Origin of the sequence: Thermomonas sp., from assembly GCF_046293095.1 — a bacterium.
Classification (GTDB): domain Bacteria; phylum Pseudomonadota; class Gammaproteobacteria; order Xanthomonadales; family Xanthomonadaceae; genus Thermomonas.
On sequence record NZ_JBKBPN010000002.1, the window covers coordinates 236,426 to 259,341 of the forward strand.

Genomic DNA, 22,916 nt, shown 5'->3' on the forward strand with positions numbered 1-22,916 from the left:
CCATTCGCACATGAATGCATCGCCCCCCAATGCGGCCGACCGGCTGCGCATCGTGCTGGTTGGCACCCAGCATCCCGGCAATATCGGCTCCGCGGCGCGGGCCATGAAGACCATGGGCCTGCGCCAACTGGTGCTGGTGGCGCCCGAGAAAGCACCCGACCGCGATACCCATGCCATGGCCGCCGGCGCCGACGACCTGGTGGAGGCGGCGCCTGTCTTCGCCACCCTGGCCGAGGCCGTGGCCGACTGCCGCTGGGTGCTGGGCGCGACCGCCCGCAGCCGGCGCATCCAGCTGGAGCAGCTGCATCCGCGCGAGGCCGCGCGCCGGGCGGTGGCGGCCACCGCCAGTGGGCCGGTCGCCCTGGTGTTCGGCCGCGAGCGGACCGGGCTGGACAACGAGGAGCTGCAGCTGTGCCATGCGACGGTACATATCCCCTCGGACCCGGGATTCAGTTCCCTGAATCTCGCGGCGGCGGTGCAGGTGGTCAGCTATGAGCTGCGTTGCGCGCTGCTGGGCGAGGAGGCCGGTGCGGTAGGGGCCGCATGGACCCCGCCGCCGGGCGAAGGCGCCGCGTCGCACGCGGAACTGGAAGGGTTGTTTGGCCAGCTGGCCGAGACGCTGGAGCAGATCGATTTCCACAAGGGCCGCGCCCCCGAGTCCGCGATGCGCAAGCTGCGCCGGCTGTACCTGCGCGCAAACCTGGACAGCGCCGAGGTGCGCCTGCTGCGCGGGGTGCTGGCCGATGCCCAACGGATGGCCCGGCTGGCCGGCGAGGCGTCCGGCAACGCGAAAATCGGTTAGCCTCGCAGGACGAAGACAAGGGGGCTGTGTTCGCGTCCATGCGCCATTTACTGCCAGCGCTGATCTGCCTGCTCGGCCTGCTGCCGTGGGGGGCGCCTGCCCCTGCGCAGGAAGCGCCACCCGCCGATGACGCCAGCGTGCTGGTGCTGGGCCGGGTCAGCGATGACCCCAAGGCGCATTACGACCAGCTCAAGCCGCTGCTGGACTATGTCATCCCGCGGATGGCCTCGGTCGGCATCCGCAGCGGCCGCATCCTGATGGCCAAAGACCTGCAGCAGATGAGCAGCTACCTGCGCCGTGGCCGGGTGGACTGGATCAACGAAACCGCAGGCAATGCCGCGCTGCTCGAGAGGCGCGGCGTGGCGCATTCGTTCCTGGTCACCGAGCGTGATGGTGCCACCCGCTACCACAGCGTGTTTTTCGTCCGCCGCGACAGCCCCGTCCAGTCCCTGAAGGACTTGTCCGGCCGCAGCGTGGCGTTCCAGAGACCGTACTCCACCAGCGCCTACTACCTGCCGGCCGTGCAGTTGCTGGACGAGGGTCAATCGCTGGAATTGCTGCTCTCGCCGATGGACAAGCCTGCACCGGGCCGCGTCGGCTACGTGTTCGCGCGCACCGAACTGAACATCACCACCTGGGTGCACAAGCGCCTGGTGGACGCCGGCGTGCTCAGCAACCTGGACTGGGACAATCCGGCACGGATGCCACCTGCCTTCGCGCAGGACTTCCGCGTAATCGGCCGCTCCTGGGATGTTCCGCGCGCCCTGATGCTGGCGCGCAGCGGCATGGATCCCCGCGTGGAAGCGCGCCTGAAGCAGGTATTGCTGGAGGCCGCGCAGGATCCGGATGCGGGCGAGGCGCTGCGCCGCTTCGCGGATACCACGCGATTCGTGCCCATCACCGATGACGACCGCCGCGCGCTGGATCAGCTTGCCACTGGCATGCAGCGCTTGCGGTCGGAGGTCGAATGAAGCGTTCCGGGCTCAACCTGCAGCTGCGGTTCCAGGTCGGGATCCTGGTGGTGCTGGGGATCGTGGTGCTGATGATGGTGCTGCTCTGGCAGCGCCAGCAGGGCAGCCAGCGCGAGATCATCGATATCGCCCGCCAGAGCACCCACGGCCTGCTGTCCGAGCAGATGCGCGCAGCCGGCGAGGCGCAGGTCCGGCAACTGGCCGACGCGCTGGCCAATCCGCTGTATTTCTTCGATCTGGATGCGGTCGGGGATCTGACCCGCAGCGCGTTGCGCGCGCCCGACGTGGACTACGTGTTGGTCTACGATTCCCAGGGACGCATCCTGCACGATGGCTCGGGCGACATCGCCGCCTACGGCCAGCCGATGGACGACCCCCTTGCTGCCGAGATCATCGCGGCCAACGGGCCGCATACCCGGCAGACCGACGCGCTGCTGGACGTGTCGTACCCCATCACCATTGGCGACGATCGGCTGGGCGGTGTGCGCATCGGTTATTCCATGACGGCTGTCAGGCGTGCCGAGGAGCGCGCGCTGGATGGCCTGCGTTCCGGGTTCGAGGCGGTCAACCGGCGCAGCCTGGACTGGCTGCTGCTGCTGTGCTGCGGCTTTGGCGTGGTCGCGCTGGTGGGAGCCGCGCTGCTGCAGCGGATGCTGGTCAACCCGATCCGCATGCTGGGCGACGCCGCCCGCCAGATCGAGGCCGGTGACTTCGACTCACCCGTGCCGGACAGTCGGCGCAAGGACGAGCTGGGCGATTTGATCCGCACGTTCGGCCGCATGCGCGAGAGCGTGTCCCGCCACGACCGCGACATCCGCCGTGTCGCCTACAGCGATGCCCTGACCGGGCTGGCCAATCGGCTGGCATTCCGCGAGTCGCTGGAGCAGCGGCTGCGCGAACACCAGGGCACCGGCAGCCAGCTGGCCCTGCTGTTCGCCGACCTGGACGACTTCAAACGGGTCAACGACACCCTGGGCCACGAGGCGGGCGACGAGGTGCTGCTGCAGGTGGCCGCGCGCATCGAGCGCGCGGTGCAGGACATCGGCGACGCGGATACGCTGGTGGCGCGTTTCGGCGGGGATGAGTTCGTCATCCTGCTGCAGCCTTCGGGGCCCGGGCCCAATGTCGATGTGCGCGGCAAGGCCATCCAGTTGGCCGAGGCGCTGGTGATGGCACTGAGCGAGCCGATGCTGCTGCACGGCCGGCAGGTGCTGCTGGGCACGTCGGTGGGCGTGGCGATCTTCCCGGACGATGCCGGCAGCGCCTCGCTGCTGATGAAGAACGGCGACATCGCCATGTACCAGGCCAAGATGGCGGGTAAGAACTGCTACCGCTTCTACAGCCGCACCATGGACCAGGCCATCGAGCGGCGCGTGCGCATGGAGCATGACCTGCGCGGGGCATGGGAGCGCGGCGAGCTGACCCTCGTCTACCAGCCGATCTACCGCACCCGCGACCGCGTGCTGGTCGGCGCCGAATCGCTGCTGCGCTGGAACCACCCCGACGATGGTGCGGTGGCGCCGTCGGTGTTCATCGACGTCGCCGAGCAGAGTGGCCTGATCGAGGCGATCGGCCTGCTGGCGCTGCGCAATGCCTGCCACGAGGCCGCCAATTGGCCAGTGCCGCCGGGCGCGGGCGAGCCGCCCTTCGTCTCGGTGAACGTGTCCGCGCGCCAGCTGCGCAGCGGCGACCTCCTCAAGCAGGTGGCCGATGCCCTGCAGCAGAGCGGCCTGGCGCCGGAGCGCCTGCATCTGGAACTGACCGAGACGGCGGTGATCAGCGACGAAGCCAATGCCGGCGTGCTGCTGGGCCGCTTGCGCCAGATGGGCGTGAAGGTGTGGCTGGACGATTTCGGCACTGGCTACTCCAGCCTCAGCCACCTGCGGCGCGTGCAGGTGGACGGGTTGAAGATCGACCGCAGCTTCATCACCGATCTGCTGCGCGACCCGGACGACCTGGCGCTGACCAGCGCCATCGTCGCGATGGCGCACTCGATGGGCGTCACCGTGGTGGCGGAGGGCGTGGAGCGCGCGGGCCAGTTCGACCTGCTGCGCGAGCGCGACTGCGATCTGGTGCAGGGCTACTGGCTGGGCCACCCGATGGGCGGGCAGGAATTCGTGCGCCTGCTGGGTTGAGATCCGGGCTCAACCCGGTCAATCGTCGCCGTCGATCCGGCTGCCCGGCGGGTCGCGTTGCAGCAGCAGCTTGTCGATGCGGGGGCCGTCGAGGTCGACGACCTCGATCCTCCAGGGACCGATCCGGACGTACTCACCCACGTGCGGGATGCGTCCGAAGTGGGCGATGACGAGGCCAGCGGCGGTGCGGTATTCCAGTTCCTCGGCGTCGGCCAGGCGTTCGCCGGTCAACTCGCGCAGTTCCTCCACGTGCAGGCCGCCATCGACCAGCAGCGAGCCGTCCTCGCGCTCCACCACCAGCGCCTCTTCGCCGGTCCCCTCGCCACCGGACTGCAGGCGGCCGATCACCGCGTCCACGATGTCGCTGACCGTCACCAGGCCCTGGATGTCGCCATACTCGTCCACCACCAGCGCCATCGACTGCTGTTCCTCGCGCAGGATCTCCAGCAGTTTCATGGCGTGGGTGGATTCGGACACGAACAGTGCCGGGCGCAGGTCGCGAAACAGATCCGGCTGCGGCCGGCCCAGTTCGTCCAGCAGGGTCTTGACCTCGAGGATACCGGCCACGTCGCTGTCGTCGCCGCGGTAGACCGGGTAGCGCGAGAACGCGCTGTCCTGCATCGTCGCCAGATTCTCCGACAGCGGGGCGGAGGCATCCAGCCAGGCGATCCTGGTGCGCGGGGTCATCAGGCTGTCGGCGGTGCGGTCGCCCAGGCGCATCACCCGGTTCAGCATGTTGCGTTCATCGAGGTCGAACACGCCTTGCTCGTGGCCTTCGCTGACCAGCAGCTGGATTTCCTCTTCGGTGATCTGCGAGCCACCGCCACCACCTGCCCCCAGCAGCTTCAGCAAGCCGCGCACGGTGGCGCTGAGCAGCAGTACCACCGGGCTGGCCAGCCGCGACAGCCAGTGCATGGGGAGCGCCGCTGCGGCGGCGACACGCTCGGGCGCCAGCAGCGCCAACCGCTTGGGCAGCAGTTCACCCAGCACGATGCTGAGGTAGGTGATCAGGCCGACCGCCAGCACTTTGCCCAGCGGACTGGCGTAGTCCCCCAGTGCCGGCGCATGGGCGGCCAGCCAGGCGCCGATCAGGCCGCCGATCGCATCGCCGCCCAGCATGCCGGTGAGAATGGTGATCAGGGTCAGGCCCACCTGCACGGTGGACAGGAACTGCTCGGGGTGTTCGGCCAGTTCCAGGGCCTTGCGGGCACCGCGGCTGCTGTCCGCCTGCTGCTTCAGCCGCGCCTTGCGCGAGGTGACCACCGCCATCTCCGACAGAGCGAAGAAGCCGTTGAGCAGGATCAGGGCGAAGACGATCAGCAGCAATTCCAGCACGGGAGATCACCGGGTGCAGTCGGAAGAAGAGGGGGGCGGGACGCGGCACAGCGCGCCGCCGCGGCAGGACGCGCGGCGGGGCAGGGGCATGGCGGCGGCGGGGGATGGTCGTCCATGGGCTGCGCCGGAGGCGCGAGCGCATCATAGCAGGGCCGCTCCGCTGCCCCGGCGGGAGGGCGTGCGACGGGCGGGTACAGGGTTTGTCACCTAAGCGTCATAATTGGGAAGTATTTTCGCAACCTGATTTTCATCTACCTCCGGAACGCCCATGTTCTCCCTCCAAACCATCTTCGGGTCCGGCGCGCAGTTCTACGCGCTGCTGGACGATGCCGCCGCCGCCGCCCACGACAGCGCCAAAGCGCTGCACGCCATGATGCGCGAGGCCGACCGCCAGCCGGCGCTGGACGCCTTCAAGCTGGCCCGCCTGCGCGAGCGCACCGCCGCCGAGAAGATCAGCCAGGCGCTGGTGGACAGCTATATCACCCCGATCGAGCGCGAGGACATCGAGGCGCTGGGCTCGGCCCTGCACAAGATCCCCAAGCAGATCGAGAAGTTCGCGGACCGCTATGCGCTGGCCACCGAGCACCTGGCCCACATCGACTTCGCCCCGCGTGCCGCCATGCTGGAGCAGGCCGCCGCGGTGGTGGTGCAGATGGTTGGCGAGCTGGAGCGGATGAACCTGGACCGCATGAGGGCGCTCAACGAGAAGCTGCGCTCGATCGAGAACGAGGCCGACCGCCTGATGCTGGAGCTGTACCGCGAGATCTACTCCGGCAGGCTGGACAGCCTGCAGATGTTCCTGCTGAAGGAATTCTTCGAGATCCTGGAGAAGGCGATCGACCGCTGCCGCGAGGCTGGCGTGGTTGCCTACCAGATCGTCCTCAAGAACAGTTGACGGGGCAAGGTCATGCTGACGCTTGTCCTGGTGGTGGTGCTGGCCGCCCTGGTTTTCGAGTTCATCAACGGCTTCCACGACACCGCCAATTCCATCGCCACGGTGGTGGCCACCAAGGCGCTGCTGCCCTGGCAGGCGGTGCTGCTGGCCGCAGCAATGAACCTGGTGGGTGCGCTGATGGGCACCGCGGTGGCCAAGACCATCGCCTCCGGGCTGATCGACACCGACGTGATCCAGGTGACCTCGCAGGTCATCCTGTGCGCGCTGCTGGGTGGCATCGTCTGGAACCTGATCACCTGGTGGAAGGGCCTGCCGTCCTCGTCCTCGCACGCGCTCATCGGCGGCCTGTGTGGCGCCGCGCTGGCCGCTGCACACAACGACTTCCACGTGCTGGTGTGGTCGGAGACAGTGGGGGACTGGACCAAGAACAAGGGCTTGCTGTGGAAGGTCATCCTGCCGATGGTCAGCTCGCCGCTTGCGGGGTTCCTGCTGGGCGTGCTGGTGATGGTCTTGCTGTGGGCGATCATCGCCGGGTTGGCGCGCATCGGTGGTCTGCCGGGGCGCTTGGCGCGGCCGCATTTCATCAACAAGTTCTTCGGCAAGGCGCAGGTCCTCTCTGCGGCGTACATGGGCTATGCCCACGGCCAGAACGACGCGCAGAAGACGATGGGCATCATCGCCCTGACCCTGTTCGGCGCCGAGGCCAGCGGCACGCTCAACGACCTGCCGGCCTGGCTGTCGTTCCTGCATCCCGGCAGTGGGGATGCGCAGGGCATCGCCGGCTGGATCGTGGTGACCTGCGCGCTGGTGATGGCGGCGGGCACGGCAATGGGGGGCTGGCGCATCATCAAGACGCTGGGTCACAAGATGGTGAAGCTGCACCCGATCAACGGCTTCGCCGCGGAGACCAGCTCGGCCACCATCCTGACCGTGGCGGCCCACTTCGGCATGCCGGTGTCCACCACCCACAGCATCTCCACCGCCATCATGGGCGTGGGGTTCGCCAAGAACCCGCGCGCGCTGAAGATGGGTGTGATCGAGCGCATCGTCTGGGCGTGGATCCTCACCCTCCCGGCGGCCGGCGGCATCGCCTACGGCCTGCTGCGCCTGCTGGAGGCGCTGGGCTGGTCCTGAGGCGCCATGCGCATCTGACAAACAAAAACGCCGGCCAGTGGCCGGCGTTTTTCATGGGGTTGGCGCAACGGGTCAGAACAGGTCGCCGCCCGCTGACATCCGCCGCTCCATCTCGTCGCCGGTGCCGCCGATTTCCAGCACCAGCCGGTCGATTTCGGCCGGAGTCAGGCAGTCGTAGGGGCGGTTCTCGCAGAGTTGCAGGTATGGCACGCCGTCCAGTTCGCCAATGGCCAGGTAGCCCACCCGGTTGGCCCAGTTGAAGGCCAGGGCGCGGCGCGCGTCCATGCCGGTAGTCGGGGCGACCGCAGTGCTGACGCGAAGGAAGTTGCGCCCGTCGTCGTCCTGCAGTTCGGCCAGGAAGATGGCCTGGTGGCGCTTGCCCTGCGCCAGCGAGAGTTCGACGCAGGCCACATAAGGCTCCTGCAGAGTCAGCCGGTAGCCGGAGGCCACCAGATGGCTGCGGATCTGTTCGAAGTTGTCCATGGCAATCCCGGCCGTGGGTGAAGGCGATGCGGCTATGCTACCCCGAACATGCCTGCCGCCGACTGCCCGAGTACTGCCGAATGCCGCATCCTGGCCGCCGTCCGCGCCGTGCCGGCGGGACAGGTGGCCAGTTATGGCGCCATCGCCCGGCGTGCCGGGCTGCCGGGGCGGGCGCGGCTGGTGGCCCGCGTTCTGGGCAGGAACGATGACCCTGCGCTACCTTGGCACCGCATCCTGCGCTCGGACGGCCGCATCGCGTTCCCGGCGGGCTCCAAGGGTTTCAGCGAGCAGGCACGCCGGCTGCAGGACGAAGGCGTCGTGTTGCACAACGGCCGGGTCCGGCTGCCGGCGGATGAAGGGACGCTGGATGCCGCGCTGTGGGGCCCATGCTGAACCGGGATGTCGCGCTATGATGCGCTGCAACGTAACCAGGACGTCGCACGGATGCCGTTCAATCTCCCCCGCGTCACCAAGACCCTGCTGATCGCCAACGGCATCGGTTTCCTGCTGCAGCTGTTGCTGGGCGACGACCGGCTGGTCGCGCTGATGCTGTGGCCCTGGGGCGACGTGGCTTACGATCCGGTCGGCGCCCTCGCGCCGGCGTTCATGCCGTGGCAGCTGGTGACCTACAGCTTTCTGCACGGCGGCTTCCTGCACCTGGCCTTCAACATGCTGGCGCTGGCGATGTTCGGCGCGCCGCTGGAATACACCTGGGGCGAGCGCCGCTTCATGACCTACTACCTCGTCAGCGTGGTCGGCGCCGCCCTGTGCCAACTGCTGGTCGGCTCCTATGCCCTGTCGCAGGGCGCCGATCCATACCCCACCATCGGCGCTTCCGGCGGCGTGTTCGGGCTGCTGCTGGCGTACGGCATGCTGTTCCCGAACCAGCGCGTGATGCTGCTGTTCCCGCCGATCCCCATGAAGGCACGCACGCTGGTCATCGTCTACGGCCTGTTCGAACTGGGCCTCGGCATCACCGGCCTGCAGCCGGGCGTGGCGCATTTCGCGCACTTGGGCGGGATGCTGTTCGGCTGGTTGCTGATCCGTCACTGGCGCGGCCAGGGGCCGCTGGGCGGCGGCGGGCGGCGCGGGCCGAACATCCGCATCGTCCGCTGAGCCCCGGCAGCGACAAGACAGTCGTCTTCGCGACGACTTACTGGAACACGATGACGCGCGCGTCCGCCTTGGGCTGCATGGGCGTGCCGATCTTGCAGCCGTAGGCCGCGCCAAACGCTGCCTCTTGCATGGCCGGGACGTTGGCGCGCCACGGGCCGGGCGCGCGCACGTCCTGCTGCGCGCGGATCTTCGCTTCCTCGGTGGTCACCTGCTGCGCCCACAGCTGCGCCCAGCCGGTGAAGAACGCCTTGTCGGCCTGCGCGCCGCCGTCCGGATGCGCCGCGCGCAGGGCGGCATGGGCCAGTTCCATGCCGGCCAGATCAGCCAGGTTCTCGTCGCGGGTCAGCACCCCGTCCACCTTGACGCCGGCCACGCCGGGATAGGGCAGTGCGCCATACAGGCGGGCCACCTTTCCGCCCAGGGCGTCCCAGGCGGCGACCTCGCTGCCGCTCCACCAGTCACGCACATCGCCCTTGGCGTCCACGTAACGGCCGCGGCCGTCGATGGCGTGGCTCAGCTCGTGGCCGACCAGTGCACCGAAGGCGCCGTAGCGGGCGTCCTCGGGCATCGCTGCGTCCAGCACGGGAGCCTGCAGCATCGCCGCGGTGACGATCAGGCGGTTGTGGGCCAGATCGTAGGCCAACGCCGGTTGTTGCGGCAGCAGGTCCCAGCGGCGATCGGCGTTGCCTTTGCCGATCCGCTTCATTTCCTGGCGATGCCGCCAGGTGGCGGCGATCAGCATGTTGCTGCCGAAGCTGCCGCGGCCCATCGGCTGCACGCTGTCGTCGAGGTCGCGCTTGGGTGCGCCGACCTCGATCCGCAGTCTGTCCAGTTTCGCCAGCGCTTCCGCCTTGGCCTCGCCCTGCAGCAGGTTGCCGCGCTCGACAGCCTGGCGCAGGGCCAGGCGGACCTGGTCGGCGATCTGCTCGGCCTGGCTGCGAATGGGCGGGGCCAGGTGCGCGGCGGTGTATTCGCGCCCCAGCATCGGGCCGGCAGCCAGGTTGATCGCATCCAGTACCTGCTGCCAGCGCGGCGGCGGCGCGTCCTGCCCCAGCAGTACCTTGCCGCGGAACGTAAACGCCGCCTCGCGCCACGGCGCGGACAGGTACGGCGCCATCGCATCGCCCACGCGCCAGCGCAGATAGGACTGCCATTGCGCGGGCTTGAGGCTGGCAACCATGGCGTCCAACTGGGCGAACATCGCCGGATTGGCCAGCGAGACAGTGTCGTCGTCGACCCCTTGGGCCTTCAGGAAAGCGTCCAGCTGCAGGTTGCGGTACTGCTTGCCCAGGCCGGCGGTGGCCACCGGGGCGAAATTGTTGCGGGGATCGCGCAATTCCGGCAGCGGCCTGGCCAGGCGCGCGATGCGGGTTTCCAGATCCAGCACCTGCGCGGTCTGGGTCTCGATGTCCTGCTTCGGCACGCCGGTCAGGGCGAGAATGCGGCGGATGTAGTCGGCATAACGTGCGACCAGCGCCTTGGTGTCGGCATCGGTGCGGGTGTAGTAGGCCGGATCGGGCAGGCCCAGCCCACCCTGGCTGAAGTAGCCGAGGTGGCGGTCGAGGTCGCGCAGGTCCAGATCGGCGCCGAACTGGAACGCCACGGGAATGCCCACCTGATGCAGTGCGGCAATCGCCGGGGCGATGTCCTTGGGCTTGCGGATGGCGTCGATGCGCTTCAGCAGCGGCGCCACCGGCGCGGCGCCGTCCCGCTCCACCGCGGCCTCGTCCAGGCCGCTGGCCCAGAAGTCGCCGAGCAGTTTCTGCACTTTGTTCCTGGGGTCGCGCATCGCGGCATCCAGCAGGTCGCGCTGCTGCTGCTGCGCACGCGCGCTGAGCTGGCCCAGCGCGGAGATCGCGCCGGATGCAGGCATCGGGTTCGCCGCCAGCCAGCCTTTGTTGGCCTCTGCATAGAGATCCGTGCAGGCCGGCGACACGGCTGCCGCGTTCGGCGCCACCCGCTTCTTCGCGGCAAGGCTCACGGGCGAGGCGAGACCGGCAAGGAGGGCGGTGGACAGGGCGAGAACAAGCGGGCGCGTTTTGTGCATGCGGCAACTCTTCTTCAGCAGCATCAAAGCACCCGAGTGTAGCAGCGCATGACGCGCGCCCTGCGCCACGGATTCAGGGTTGCTTCACTGCGGCGGCTTTGCTGCTTGCCTGCTTCGCCCGGCGATATGCTGCGCCGCACTGCACTGGACTTGCCCTCCCGCAGCGGCTACGTTTCGGCACTTGCATTCTTTGCCGAGGGCGTCCGATGTCGAATCCTGTTCAGCCTGTGCCGCAGCTCACGTTCCGCGCCGTGGTGCTGGCGGTGTTGCTGGCGGTGATCCTTTCCGCAGCCAATGCCTACCTCGGCCTGTTCGCCGGGTTGACCATCGCCACCGCGATCCCGGCCGCCGTCGTCTCGATGGGCGTGCTGCGCCTGCTGGGCGGCGGCACCATCCTGGAGAACAACATCGTCCAGACCGGCGCCTCGGCGGGTTCGTCGATCGCCGCCGGTGTGATCTTCACCATCCCGGCGCTGGTCATCCTGGGCTACTGGCAGGACTTCAAATATTCGTGGGTGCTGGCCATCGCCGGCTTGGGCGGCCTGCTGGGCGTGCTGTTCTCGGTGCCGCTACGCCGCTCGATGATCGTCGAGGAGCCGCTGCCGTTCCCCGAAGGCAAGGCGGCCGCGGAAGTGCTGAAGGCGGGCGAGAACCCCGGCCCGGGCCTGAAGATTCTGGCGGTGTCGGCCTCGCTGGGCGGCCTGATCAAGGCGGCCGCGGCCAGCGGCATGAAGCTGATCCCCGACACCGCCGCGGGCGCCGGCTTTTTCGGCAAGTACCTGGGCTACATCGGCACCAACCTGTCGCCGGCGCTGCTGGGTGTGGGCTACATCGTCGGTCTCAACATCGGCATTGTCGTCGTGTCCGGCTCGATCCTGTCCTGGCACATTGCCATCCCGCTGTACCACATGTTCTTCCTCGATACCGACCCGACGCTGGCCGCCAGCATCGCCGGTGCGGGTGCCGAAGAGATCGCCGGTGCCATCTGGTCGGCCAAGATCCGCTACCTCGGCGTCGGTGCGATGCTGATCGGTGGCGTGTGGACGCTGTTCTCGCTGCGCAAGTCTCTGCTGTCCGGCGTCCGGAGCGGCGTGGCCGCGGCGCGCAAGGGCAGCGGCGAAGCGGTCGCGGAGACCGAGCGCGACCTGCCCATGAAGTGGATGCTGGTGGCGCTGGTGGTGTTCGTGGTGCCGCTGCTGCTGCTGTACCAGGCCATCGTCGGCATGTGGCACGTCAGCATCCCGATGGCGATCATCATGATCGTCGCCGGGTTCCTGTTCGTGTCGGTGTCGGCCTACCTGGCCGGCCTCGTGGGCTCCTCCAACAACCCGGTGTCCGGGATCACGATTGCCACCATCCTGTTCGCCTCGGCCGTGCTGCTGGTGCTGCTGGGCGAGGGCGGGAAGATGGCGGTGGGCGCGTCCGGCGCGCCGCTGGGTGCGGTGGCCGCGATCATGATCGGCGCGGTGGTGTGCTGCGCCGCGGCGGTCGGCGGTGACAACCTGCAGGACCTCAAGGCCGGCTACATCGTCGGCGCCACGCCGTGGAAGCAGCAGCTGATGCTGGGCATCGGCGCGTTCTCCTGTGCGCTGATCATGGCGCCGGTGCTGAACCTGCTGGCGCAGGCCTATGGCATCGGCGCGCCCACGCCGGAGCATCCGAACGCACTGTCCGCGCCGCAGGCCACGCTGATGGCTTCGGTTGCCAAGGGCATGTTCGGCGGCGAGCTGCCGTGGACGGTGATTGGCATCGGCGCCGGGGTCGGCGCGGCCATCATCGCCCTCGACGAAGTGCTGAAGGCCAAGGGCAGCAGCTTCCGCGTGCCGGTGCTGGCGGCGGCCATTGGCATCTACCTGCCGCTAGAACTGATGGTGCCGATCTTCCTAGGTGGCCTGCTGGCCTACCTGGTGGAAAAGCGCCACGGCATGGTGGGCACCCACGACGAGGCGGCGCGCGACCGCCTGCATCGCCCCGGCACGCTGTTCGCCGCGGGCCTGATCACCGGCGAGGCGCTGATGGGCATCCTGATCGCGATCCCGATCGTGGCCTCGGGCCGCGCCGACGTGATCGCGGTGCCGGAAGCCCTGCAGCAGGGCAAGTGGGTCGGCCTCGCCGTGCTGGCGGTGGTCGGCTGGCTGCTGTACCGCACCGGCGCCAAGGCCAATCCGAACGCCTGAGTCATCACGACGCCTGCGCCTGCGCGGGCGTCTTCACTTCCTGCTCCATGGAGCCACTGCCATGACCCTTCGCCACGCCATCCTCCCGCTTGCCCTCGCCCTGTCCCTGCCGGCCGCCGCCAGCGCCGCCAGCGCCGCGCAGCGCGGTTTCACCGTGCAGGACATGGCCTACATGGACCGCTACTCCGCGCCGACGCTGTCGCCGGACGGGCGCGTGCTGGTGTTCGCCAAGCGCACGGTGGACAAGGACAGCAACAAGTCCAAGACCACCCTGTGGATGCGCAACCTCTTCACCCGCGACATGGTGCCGCCGAAGCAGGTATCCCCGGAAGGCTGGAGCGTGAACTCGCCGGCGTTCTCGCCGGATGGCAAGACGCTCTACTTCCTCAGCGCCCAATCGGGCTCCATGCAGCTTTATGCGATGCCGGCCGCGGGTGGCGAGGCCAAGCGCCTGACCGATTTCCCCATCGATGTGGACGGCTACAAGCTGTCGCCCGACGGCAAGCAGGTGGCGCTGGCGCTGGCCGTGTTTCCGGACTGCAAGGCCGATCTGGCCTGCACCAGGAAGAAGCTCGACGACGAGACGGCCCGCAAGAGCACCGGCGTGCTGTTCGATCGCCTGTTCATCCGCCACTGGGATACCTGGGCCGACGGTCGCCTGAACCGCGTGTTCGCGGCGCCGCTGGGCGAGGGCATGCTGACCTCGGCGACGCTGCTGAGCGGTGACGTCCACGGCGACATCCCGTCCAAGCCGTTCGGCGACCTGTCCGATTTCGCCTGGTCGCCCGACGGCAGGACCGTGGCCATGAGCGTGCGCCAATCCGACCGCAGCGAGCCCTGGAGCACCAACTTCGACATCTGGCTGGTCAATGCCGACGGCAGCGGCGCACGGAATGTCACCGCGGCCAACAAGGCCTGGGACGCCGGCCCGGTATTCAGCGCCGACGGCAAGACCCTCTATTACCGCGCGATGGCGCGCCCGGGCTTCGAGGCCGACCGCTTTGCGCTGATGGCGATGGACGTGGCCTCCGGCAAGGCGAAGGAAATCGCGCCGCGCTGGGACGCCTCCGCCGACGGCATCGCCTTGTCCGCCGATGGCAAGTGGATCTACACCACCGCCCAGGAGCTGGGCCAGCATCCGCTGTTCCGCGTCTCGCTGGCCAATGGCGAGGTGGAAACCGTGGTGAAGGACGGTAGCGTGTCGGCCTTCGACCTGGCCGGCCCGACCCTGGCGTTCGCCCGCAACACGCTGAAGACCGGCGATGTCATCGCCACCACCAGCGCCGACGGCAAGGCACCGGTACGCGCGATCACGCCGTCGGCGGCGGAGATGCTGCCGGACGTGGCCTGGGGCGCGTACGAGCAGTTCAACTTCATCGGCTGGAACGGCGAGACCGTGCACGGCTATGTGGTGAAGCCGTGGAACTTCGAGCCCGGGAAGAAGTACCCGGTCGCCTTCCTGATCCACGGCGGCCCGCAGGGCAGCTTTGGCAACGGCTGGAGCTACCGCTGGAACCCGCAGACCTACGCGGGCCAAGGTTACGCGGTAGTGATGATCGACTTCCATGGCAGCACCGGCTACGGCCAGAAGTTCACCGATTCGATCAGTGGCCACTGGGGCGATCGCCCGCTGGAGGACCTGCAGAAGGGCTGGGCTGCGGCGCAGCAGAAGTATCCGTTCCTGGATGGCAACAAGGCTTGCGCGCTGGGCGCCAGCTATGGCGGTTTCATGGTCAACTGGATCGCAGGCAACTGGAATGAACCCTGGAAGTGCCTGGTCAGCCACGATGGCGTGTTCGAGAACAACGCCATGGGTTATGCCACCGAGGAACTGTGGTTCAGCGAGTGGGAGAACGGCGGCACGCCGTACGACAACCCGGCGGGCTACCAGAAGTTCAACCCGGCCAACCATGTCGCCAACTTCAAGGTGCCGATGCTGGTGATCCACGGCCAGCAGGATTTCCGCATCCCGGTGGAGCAGGGCATCGCGCTGTTCACGGCCAACCAGCGCAAGGGCGTGGAGTCCAAGTTCCTGTACTTCCCGGACGAGAACCACTGGGTGCTGAAGCCGCAGAACAGCGTGCTCTGGCACGAGACGGTGAACGCCTGGCTGAAGCAGCACATCGGGCAGTGACGTGGAGGCAAGTGCGGGCAGTGCCCTGATCGGCAGCGATGCCGCCGTCCTGGGCCTGCTGGCGGCCATCCTGGGATTCGTCTTCTGGAGTTCATCGCGGGAACGGGGGCCGTGGGCGAAGCTCTACGCCCTCGTGCCGGCCATCCTGCCGTGCTACCTGCTGCCCGCCCTGGCCAACAGCGTGGGGCTCATCGACGGCGCGCACTCGGGCCTGTATCCGATGGCGCGCGACTACCTGCTGCCGGCATCGCTGGTGCTCTTCTGCATCTCGATGGACGTGGGCGCGGTGCTGCGACTGGGCCCGAAGGCGCTGGTGATGTTCCTGGCCGGCACTGCCGGCGTCATGCTGGGCGCGCTGGTGGCGTTCGAGGCCATGCGGGTCATCCATCCGGAGACGGTAGCGGGGGAGACCTGGCGCGGGATGACCACGATCGCGGGCAGCTGGATCGGCGGTGGCGCCAACCAGGCCGCGATGAAGGAAGTCTTCGGCGTCGATGCCACGCTGTTTGGCCAGTTCGCCGCGGCGGACGTGATCGTGGCCTACGTCTGGATGGCGGTGCTGCTGTTCATGGCGGCGCGCGCGCCGGCCTTCGATCGCTGGCTGCGGGCGGACACGCGCGCCATCGAGGAGCTGCAGGTGCGTATGGCCACTTACCAGGCCGAGCATGCCCGCGTCGCGTCCACCACCGACCTGATGATGATCTTCGCGCTGGCATTCGGTGCGGTGGGCCTGTCCCATTTCCTGGCAGATCCCACCGTGGCGTGGGTGCGCGCCATGCCGGCGGAGTGGCGACTGCGCGACTACAGCCTGGACTCGCGCTTCTTCTGGCTGGTGATCTATGCCACCACCTTCGGCGTGGCCCTCAGCTTCACCCGCGCGCGCCGGCTTGAAGGTGCGGGGGCGTCGAAAGTGGGCTCGGTCCTGCTCTACATCCTCATCGCCACCATCGGCATGCAGATGGATCTGGCCCAGCTGGCCGACCGGCCGCTGCTGCTGCTGCTGCTCGGGCTGATCTGGATCTCGGTGCATGCCGCGGTGATGCTGTTGGTGGCGCGCGTGATCCGGGCGCCGCTGTTCTTCATGGCCGTCGGGTCGCAGGCGAACATCGGCGGAGCCGCGTCCGCGCCGGTGGTCGCTACCGCCTTCCATCCGGCGCTGGCGCCGGTCGGTGTGTTGCTGTCCGTGCTGGGCTATGCGCTGGGGACTTACTGCGCCTATCTCACCGGATTGATGCTGCGCGCGCTGGCCGGGGCCTGAGCAGGCGGGAGATGGCCTACAGCCAGCGGATCCGGCGCAGGTAGCGGTACAGGCCCACGCAGACCAGCGCGACCACGCCGACGAGGATGGGGTAGCTCCAACGTCCGTGCAGTTCGGGCATGTGCTCGAAGTTCATGCCGTACCAGCTGGCGATCAGGGTGGGTGCGGCCAGCAGGCCGGCCCAGCCGGCGAGTTTCTTGACGATCTCGCCCTGCGCCACGGTGACCAGCGACAGGTTGACGTTCATCGCCGCGGCCACCATCTCGCGCAGGGTGTCGATGCTGTCGCCCACGCGCGCGGCGTGGTCCAGCACGTCGCGGAAGTAGGGCTTCACCTCATCCGGGATGGCGAACGTGGGGCTGCGGATCAGCTGCGACAGGATGTCCTGCATCGGCGCCACCGCCAGCCGCATCTGGGTCAGTTCCTTGCGCAGCGCATACAGGCGCTGGATGGTGCCGCGCTTGTAGCTCTCGGCGAAGACGTCCTGCTCCAGCGCGTCCAGTTCGCGCTCGAAATCCGAGACGATCGGCTGGTAGTTGTCCACGATGAAATCCAGCACCGCATGCAGTGCCACGCTGGGCCCGCGGGCCAGCGCCTCCGGATCCCGCTCCAGCCGCTGGCGCACCGAGGCGAAGCTGAGCGAGGCGCCGTGGCGCACGGTCATGAGGTAGCGCGGTCCGATGAAGACGTGCGTCTCACCGAAGCGCACGTGTCCATCCACCTGCTGCGCGGTGTGCGCGGCGATGAACAGGCTGTTGCCGTAAGGCTCCAGCTTCGGCCGCTGGTGCGCGTGGTGGGCGTCCTCCACCGCCAGGTCATGCAGGCCGAACTCGTCCTGCAGCGTATCGAGCAGGCGCTCCTCCGGCTCGTACAGGCCGACCCAGACGAACCCGCCGGCGGGGTCCGCCAGCACATCGCTGATATCGTCGAGGGTGATGTCGCGGCGGTGGCCGGCTTGGTCGTAGGCCGCGCAATTCACCACGCACGCGGGTTGGACGGCGGGAACGTTCATGGCCGCATCCTGCCCGCCCTTGGCGGGCGCATCAAGCGCGCGACGGGCGCGGCCACCAGCGGGACAGGGCGAAATGCAGCGGCAGCAGCAGTGCGATCCAGTGGCCGTTGCGCTGCGGCAGCGCCTGCAGCCACAGCGGCAGGCAGGCCAGCGCGGCGAGCACGGCCACCACAGCCAGCAGGGCGCGGAAGCGCGGGGACGGTGCGCGTCCGCGCAGCAGCGACCAGGCACCGGGTAGCAGCAGCAGGCACAGCGGGTTGAACAGCAGCAGGTTGCGGTTTGCCCACAGCGCCCGGTGCTCGGTAAAGGCCCAGGCCAGCAGCAGCACGGTGCCGAGGAGGCCGCACAGCAGCCAGAACCCGCCGGCCAGTCCCGCCAGGGTGCGCGGGTAACGGGGCGCGGCGAAGGCCACCAGGCCGGCCAGCACGACGCCCGCCAGCAGCCACGGCCACAGCGCCTGTGCATGTTCGACGGGCTCGGCTGCCTGCCGTTGCGGCAGCAGCACCTGCTCGGCGGCGACCAGCGGCTGGCCGTCCGCGCGCGTCACCTTGCGCAGGTCGTCGGACAGGCGGCGCGGCAGGAACCCCTGCTCCCAGCGCGTCAGGGGGCGGTCGCCGTAGGGGCCCAGCCCGATGTCGAACGCCAGCCACATCCACGGTGCGGGAGAGGCCAGCCGCAGGGATTCACTGCGGAAGGTGTCGCCGCTGGAGCGGCCCTCCAGCTGCTTGCGCAGGCGGCCATCCAGCACGCGGTCCAGCGCGTCGCGTACACGGGTGGCGCAGTTGTCGGTGTAGTAGTCGTAGCGATAGCGCGCGTTTTCCGGTTTGGCGTTCTCGGCCAGATCCGCGGCCAGCCGGCGTGCCTGCGCGGGGTCCAGGGCCAGCCATTGCAACGTCGCGCCCCGGCCGACCTCGCGGTAGTAGGCCAGGTCCTCCTCCATCGGCAGCGCCACCAGCCGGTAGCGCATCTCGCCCTTGACGAAGCGGCCCACGAAGCCGGGCTCGTCCAGGTCGAAGAAGCCGAAGTTGTAGTGGGTGCGGGTGCCGGTGGCCGGATCCTCGACCACAATGGCGTCGTGGCCGAAGCGCTCCCAGAAGATATCGCCGGGACCCATGGTGACCACCCCGATGCGTGGCGCCGGGTCGCCGGTGGCTGCGGTCGCCGGCGTCGGCGTCGCGCGGGCGAAACCGGCCAACAGTGCCAGCAGCGCGACCAACAGACGCACCGCGTCAGTCCTCGCCATGCACGCCCACGTGCAGCGCGTGCAGGCGACGCGCATCGGCGCGGGCCACGCGGAAGGTGAAGCGGCCCAGCGTCAGCTCCTCGCCGGCCTCCGGCAGGTGGCCGATGGCGGCCGTCACCAGGCCGCCGATGGTGTCGTATTCGTCGTCGTCGAAATCCGCGCCGAAGCGCTCGTTGAAGTCGGCGATGGGGGTGAGCGCATCGACCACGAACTGGCCATCGGCCTGTGCCGCGATCAGCACGCCCTCGTCGGCGGCATCGTCGTGTTCGTCGTCGATCTCGCCGACGATCTGCTCCAGCACGTCCTCGATGGTGATCAGCCCGGCGACGCCGCCGTATTCGTCGATGACGATGGCCATGTGGTTGCGCGACTGCCGGAACTCGCGCAGCAGCACGTTGAGGTTCTTCGATTCCGGGATCAGCACCGCCGGGCGCAGCAGCTCGCGGATGCTGGCGGGGCCATTGTCGGCCACCACGCCGCGCAGCAGGTCCTTGGCCAGCAGGATGCCCAGGATTTCATCCTTGTCCTCGCCGTGCACCGGGAAGCGGGAATGGCCGGACTCCACCACCTGCTTCATCAGGTCCAGGAACTTGCCGTCGGCGGGCAGCGCCACCATCTGCGCGCGCGACACCATCACTTCGCCCACGGTCATGTCGGCGATGTTCACCGCCCCTTCCATCATCCTCAGGGTGTCGGGGCCGATCAGGCCGTCGGCCTGCACGTCGCGCAGCAGCTCGATCAGGTCTTCGCGGCTGGTGGGTTCGCCTGAAAGCGCCGCGCTGATGCGATCCAGCCAGGATCGGTGGGGCTTTTCGGCGGATTTGTCATCGGTGTCGGTGGAGTGCCGACTGTCGTCCTCGGACATGGGGCGTGGGGGCCTCGTGGCTGGCAATGCTGCAGAGTCTAGCGAATTGGTGCGATCGCGCGGGCGTCAGGCGTCCAGATAGGGGTCCGGCAGGCCCAGCCCGGCCAGGATCTCCCGCTCCAACTGCTCCATCGCCTCCGCCTCGCGCGGGTCCTCGTGGTCCCAGCCCAGCAGATGCAGGCAGCCGTGCACGGTCAGGTGGGCATAGTGCGCGTTCAGCGGCTTGCCTTGCTGCTTCGCTTCGCGCGCGATCACTGGCGCGCACAGCACCAGGTCGCCCAGCAGTGGCAGTTTCACGCCCTCTGGCAGGCCTTCCGGCAGCTCCGCCGGAAAGCTGAGCACGTTGGTGGCGTAGTCCTTGCCGCGGTAATGGTGGTTCAGCGCGCGGCCTTCCTTCTCATCCACCAGGCGGATGGCAAGATCGGCCTCGCGGATGCGGCCTTCCAGCGCCGCCGCCACCCACTTGCGGAAGCTGGCGGCCGCGGGCACGCCGGCGCGCGGCAGGGCATAGCCGACGGCGACATCAAGACGGACGGGGCCCCGGGTCATGCGCGTATCCTACGCCTGTCCGGCGGCCGCATCGCGGGCCTCGTACGCGTTCACGATGCGCGCCACCAATGGGTGCCGGACCACGTCGCGTGACTCGAAGAACGTGAAGCTCACGCCCTCGACCCCGCGCAGCACTTCCACCGCGTCCTTCAGGCCGGACTTCTGGTGTTTCGGCAGGTCGATCTGGGTCATGTCGCCGGTGATCACGGCGGTACTGCCGAAGCCCAGCCGGGTCAGGAACATCTTCATCTGCTCGATACTGGTGTTCTGCGCCTCGTCCAGGATCACGAACGCATCGTTCAGCGTGCGGCCGCGCATGTAGGCCAGCGGCGCGATCTCGATGACGTTGCGTTCCAGCAGGCGGGCCACCTTTTCCACGCCCAGCATCTCGTAGAGCGCGTCGTACAGGGGGCGCAGGTAGGGGTCGACCTTCTGGGTCAAATCGCCGGGCAAAAAGCCCAGCTTCTCGCCGGCCTCCACCGCCGGGCGCACCAGCACCACGCGCTGCACGCGCGACTGGTTCAGCGCGTCCACCGCCATGGCCACGGCAAGGTAGGTCTTGCCGGTGCCGGCCGGGCCAACCCCGAAGTTGATGTCGTGGCTGGCGATCGCCTGCAGGTACTTGCGCTGGTTGGGGCCGCGCCCACGCAGGGTGCCGCGCTTGACCCGAACCGCCACGTCCTGCCCGGTTGCGGCGTCGCCCTTTGCAGGCGCATCGCCCCCGAACGCGCCCAGGCGCAGGTGCACGGCGTGCTCGTCCAGCGCTTCGCCTGCGGCATCATCGTACAGGCGACGCAGGAACGCCTCCGCGCGCCCGGCGGCGTCGGCATCGTCGGCGTCCACGCGGAACATGCCGCCGCGGTTGGCGATCTGCACGCCCAGGCGCAATTCGACCAGGCGCAGGTGGGCATCGAACGGCCCGGTCATGTTGGCCAGTCGTTCGATGTCGTCCGGCTCGAGGGTGAATTCACGATGTGGCATAGGCCGCGCAGGGTAGCGCGGCCGGCGCCTGGCCGCCACGTTGCGGCACCGCGGCTTGCCCCGCGCCGCGGGCTTGCCGCATTGTTGCGCGATCGTTTCCCGGGGACTCCCATCATGATGCGCACCCTTGCTCCTGCCGTGCTGCTGGCCCTGGCTGCGGCCCCGGCTTTCGCCGCCGACGTCACCGTGCTCACCGCGCACCGCATCCACACCATGGATGCGGTGCGCCCGCAGGTGGAGGCCATGGCGTTCGATGCCGAGGGCAAGGTGCTGGCGCTGGGCGATGCCCGCACGCTGCTGGCAAACCATCCGGGCGCGACGCGGCTGGACGTGGGCAACGCCACCGTGGTGCCGGGCCTGATCGACGCGCACGGCCACATGTCCGGCCTGGGCTGGGGCATGCTCACCGCGGATCTGGTCGGCACCACCAGCAAGGCCGAGATCCTTGCCCGCCTGCGCGACAAAGCCCGCACCCTGAAGCCGGGCGAGTGGCTGATCGGCCGCGGCTGGGACCAGAACGACTGGCCGGAGCAGGCGTTCCCGACCGCCGCGGACCTGGATGCGGCGTTCCCCGATCGCCCGGTCTGGCTCTCGCGGATCGATGGCCACGCCGGCTGGGCCAACAGTGCGGCGATGCGCGCGGTGGCGCGCGACCTGTCCGGTAGCTGGCAGCCGGACGGCGGCAGCATCCGGCGCGACGCCGCCGGCAAGCCCACCGGCATCTTCGTGGACAACGCGATGGCGCTGGTGGAATCCGCACGCCCGCCGATGGACGAGGCGACGGCCGAACAGGCGCTGGTGCTGGGCATGCGCGAAGCCGTCGCGCACGGCCTGACGGGCGTGCATGACGCCGGCATTCCGCTGGAAGAGCTGCAGCGCTACCAGCGCCTGGCCGATCGCGGGCAGGTGCCGCTGCGCATCTACGCGATGGCCGACGGCAACAGCGCCGCGCTGGAGTCGCTGTGCGCCCACGGCCTGTATCGCCACCCTTCCGGTCGCCTGCAGATGCGCGCGGTGAAGCTGTACGCCGACGGCGCGCTTGGCAGTCGCGGTGCCGCCCTGCTGTCGGACTACAGCGACGACCACGGCAACCGCGGCCTGCTGGTGATGTCGCCGGAGGAACTGGCGGTGGCCGCCGACAAGGCCCACCGCTGCGGCGTGCAGGTGGCCACCCACGCCATTGGCGATCGCGGCAACCGCATCGCGCTGGACACCTACGCCAAGGCGCTGGGCGCCGACGTGGCCGGCGACCACCGCTGGCGCATCGAACACGCGCAGATCCTCGCGCCCGAGGACCTGCCGCGGCTTGCCGCGATGCACGTCATCGCGTCCATGCAGCCCACCCACGCCACCAGCGACATGCCGTGGGCAGAGCAGCGCGTGGGCGCGCGCCGCATCGTCGGCGCCTACGCGTGGCGCCAACTGCGCGATGCCGGCACCCACCTGGCGCTGGGCTCGGATTTCCCGGTGGAATCGGTGGACCCGCGCCTGGGGCTGTATGCGGCGGTCACCCGCAGCGATGCGCGCGGCCTGCCGGTCGGTGGCTGGTATCCGGACGAGAAACTGACCGCGTACGAGGCCCTGCGCGGCTTCACCCTCGAGGCGGCCTATGCCGGCTTTGCCGAGAATGAGGTGGGCAGCCTTGCGCCCGGCAAGCGCGCCGATTTCGTGGTGCTGGCCGAAGATCCTTTGGCGGTGCCGGAGGCGGCCCTGCGCACGCTCACCGTCCGCGCGACCTACGTCGACGGCAAGCCCGTCTTTGAGGCGCCGGCACGATGA

18 protein-coding genes and 2 pseudogenes are annotated in these 22,916 nt (G+C 68.9%); 12 read left to right on the top strand and 8 right to left on the bottom strand.

Features of this window, described 5'->3' with window-relative positions; genetic code table 11:
- Nucleotides 1-10: 10 nt before the first annotated feature.
- The 4 genes and pseudogenes from ACK4SG_RS04515 to ACK4SG_RS04530 form a co-directional block, all read left to right on the top strand.
- The gene (locus ACK4SG_RS04515; protein WP_409600152.1) at nucleotides 11-802 is read left to right on the top strand and encodes an RNA methyltransferase; all 792 of its coding nucleotides are present in this window, start codon (nucleotides 11-13) and stop codon (nucleotides 800-802) included.
- Nucleotides 803-840: 38 nt separating this feature from the next.
- Entirely contained in the window at nucleotides 841-1,773 is a 933-nt protein-coding gene (locus tag ACK4SG_RS04520) for a phosphate/phosphite/phosphonate ABC transporter substrate-binding protein (protein ID WP_409600154.1), read from the top strand.
- A gap of 650 nt (nucleotides 1,774-2,423) precedes the next feature.
- Nucleotides 2,424-3,095, top strand: a pseudogene (locus ACK4SG_RS04525) (diguanylate cyclase domain-containing protein); the annotation flags it as partial.
- Nucleotides 3,096-3,164: 69 nt separating this feature from the next.
- Nucleotides 3,165-3,908: pseudogene (locus ACK4SG_RS04530) on the top strand (putative bifunctional diguanylate cyclase/phosphodiesterase); the annotation flags it as partial.
- An 18-nt stretch (nucleotides 3,909-3,926) separates the two neighbouring features.
- On the opposite strand, the gene ACK4SG_RS04535 reads toward ACK4SG_RS04530, so the two are convergent.
- Complete coding sequence (locus ACK4SG_RS04535; protein ID WP_409600156.1) at nucleotides 3,927-5,243, bottom strand: hemolysin family protein; 1,317 nt, start codon at nucleotides 5,241-5,243, stop codon at nucleotides 3,927-3,929.
- 268 nt (nucleotides 5,244-5,511) lie between these two features.
- Between ACK4SG_RS04535 and ACK4SG_RS04540 the strand changes: the two genes are divergently transcribed.
- Both ACK4SG_RS04540 and ACK4SG_RS04545 read left to right on the top strand, forming a co-directional pair.
- Nucleotides 5,512-6,138, top strand: coding sequence for a DUF47 domain-containing protein (locus ACK4SG_RS04540; RefSeq protein WP_409600158.1), 627 nt, complete (start codon nucleotides 5,512-5,514; stop codon nucleotides 6,136-6,138).
- Nucleotides 6,139-6,150: 12 nt separating this feature from the next.
- Nucleotides 6,151-7,272 carry an inorganic phosphate transporter gene (locus tag ACK4SG_RS04545; protein WP_409600160.1) on the top strand — a complete coding sequence of 374 codons (1,122 nt, stop codon included), beginning with the start codon at nucleotides 6,151-6,153 and terminating at the stop codon, nucleotides 7,270-7,272.
- Between the two features lie 72 nt (nucleotides 7,273-7,344).
- Here the strand turns inward: ACK4SG_RS04545 and ACK4SG_RS04550 are convergent, their stop codons facing one another.
- On the bottom strand, nucleotides 7,345-7,755 hold the full coding sequence (locus tag ACK4SG_RS04550) for a hypothetical protein (RefSeq protein WP_409600162.1): 411 nt from the start codon (nucleotides 7,753-7,755) through the stop codon (nucleotides 7,345-7,347).
- 48 nt (nucleotides 7,756-7,803) lie between these two features.
- Here ACK4SG_RS04550 and ACK4SG_RS04555 point away from each other — a divergent pair, with 48 nt between their 5' ends.
- On the top strand, nucleotides 7,804-8,148 hold the full coding sequence (locus ACK4SG_RS04555; RefSeq protein WP_409600164.1) for an MGMT family protein: 345 nt from the start codon (nucleotides 7,804-7,806) through the stop codon (nucleotides 8,146-8,148).
- A 6-nt stretch (nucleotides 8,149-8,154) separates the two neighbouring features.
- Nucleotides 8,155-8,871, top strand: coding sequence for a rhomboid family intramembrane serine protease (locus ACK4SG_RS04560; protein WP_409600166.1), 717 nt, complete (start codon nucleotides 8,155-8,157; stop codon nucleotides 8,869-8,871).
- A 37-nt stretch (nucleotides 8,872-8,908) separates the two neighbouring features.
- Here ACK4SG_RS04560 and ACK4SG_RS04565 read toward each other — a convergent pair whose 3' ends face one another.
- Nucleotides 8,909-10,918 (bottom strand): M13-type metalloendopeptidase, encoded by a 2,010-nt coding sequence (locus tag ACK4SG_RS04565; RefSeq protein ID WP_409600168.1) that lies wholly within the window; start codon nucleotides 10,916-10,918, stop codon nucleotides 8,909-8,911.
- 206 nt (nucleotides 10,919-11,124) lie between these two features.
- On the opposite strand from ACK4SG_RS04565, the gene ACK4SG_RS04570 reads away from it, so the two are divergent.
- The 3 genes from ACK4SG_RS04570 to ACK4SG_RS04580 all read left to right on the top strand — a co-directional run bounded on the left by ACK4SG_RS04570 (nucleotide 11,125) and on the right by ACK4SG_RS04580 (nucleotide 16,487).
- Complete coding sequence (locus ACK4SG_RS04570) at nucleotides 11,125-13,095, top strand: OPT family oligopeptide transporter (protein ID WP_409600170.1); 1,971 nt, start codon at nucleotides 11,125-11,127, stop codon at nucleotides 13,093-13,095.
- A gap of 61 nt (nucleotides 13,096-13,156) precedes the next feature.
- Complete coding sequence (locus ACK4SG_RS04575) at nucleotides 13,157-15,229, top strand: prolyl oligopeptidase family serine peptidase (protein WP_409600172.1); 2,073 nt, start codon at nucleotides 13,157-13,159, stop codon at nucleotides 15,227-15,229.
- A gap of 1 nt (nucleotide 15,230) precedes the next feature.
- Nucleotides 15,231-16,487 carry a DUF819 domain-containing protein gene (locus ACK4SG_RS04580; RefSeq protein ID WP_409600174.1) on the top strand — a complete coding sequence of 419 codons (1,257 nt, stop codon included), beginning with the start codon at nucleotides 15,231-15,233 and terminating at the stop codon, nucleotides 16,485-16,487.
- Nucleotides 16,488-16,503: 16 nt separating this feature from the next.
- Here the strand turns inward: ACK4SG_RS04580 and corA are convergent, their stop codons facing one another.
- The 5 genes from corA to ACK4SG_RS04605 form a co-directional block, all read right to left on the bottom strand.
- Complete coding sequence (gene corA, locus ACK4SG_RS04585) at nucleotides 16,504-17,499, bottom strand: magnesium/cobalt transporter CorA (protein ID WP_409600176.1); 996 nt, start codon at nucleotides 17,497-17,499, stop codon at nucleotides 16,504-16,506.
- 31 nt (nucleotides 17,500-17,530) lie between these two features.
- Complete coding sequence (locus tag ACK4SG_RS04590; protein ID WP_409600178.1) at nucleotides 17,531-18,742, bottom strand: DUF4105 domain-containing protein; 1,212 nt, start codon at nucleotides 18,740-18,742, stop codon at nucleotides 17,531-17,533.
- Nucleotides 18,729-19,607 (bottom strand): HlyC/CorC family transporter, encoded by an 879-nt coding sequence (locus tag ACK4SG_RS04595; RefSeq protein ID WP_409600180.1) that lies wholly within the window; start codon nucleotides 19,605-19,607, stop codon nucleotides 18,729-18,731. The genes ACK4SG_RS04590 and ACK4SG_RS04595 overlap by 14 nt, the downstream gene beginning before the upstream one ends.
- A 66-nt stretch (nucleotides 19,608-19,673) precedes the next feature.
- Complete coding sequence (gene ybeY, locus ACK4SG_RS04600; protein ID WP_409600182.1) at nucleotides 19,674-20,156, bottom strand: rRNA maturation RNase YbeY; 483 nt, start codon at nucleotides 20,154-20,156, stop codon at nucleotides 19,674-19,676.
- Between the two features lie 9 nt (nucleotides 20,157-20,165).
- The gene (locus ACK4SG_RS04605) at nucleotides 20,166-21,137 is read right to left on the bottom strand and encodes a PhoH family protein (RefSeq protein ID WP_409600184.1); all 972 of its coding nucleotides are present in this window, start codon (nucleotides 21,135-21,137) and stop codon (nucleotides 20,166-20,168) included.
- Nucleotides 21,138-21,251: 114 nt separating this feature from the next.
- On the opposite strand from ACK4SG_RS04605, the gene ACK4SG_RS04610 reads away from it, so the two are divergent.
- The gene (locus tag ACK4SG_RS04610; RefSeq protein ID WP_409600186.1) at nucleotides 21,252-22,916 is read left to right on the top strand and encodes an amidohydrolase; all 1,665 of its coding nucleotides are present in this window, start codon (nucleotides 21,252-21,254) and stop codon (nucleotides 22,914-22,916) included.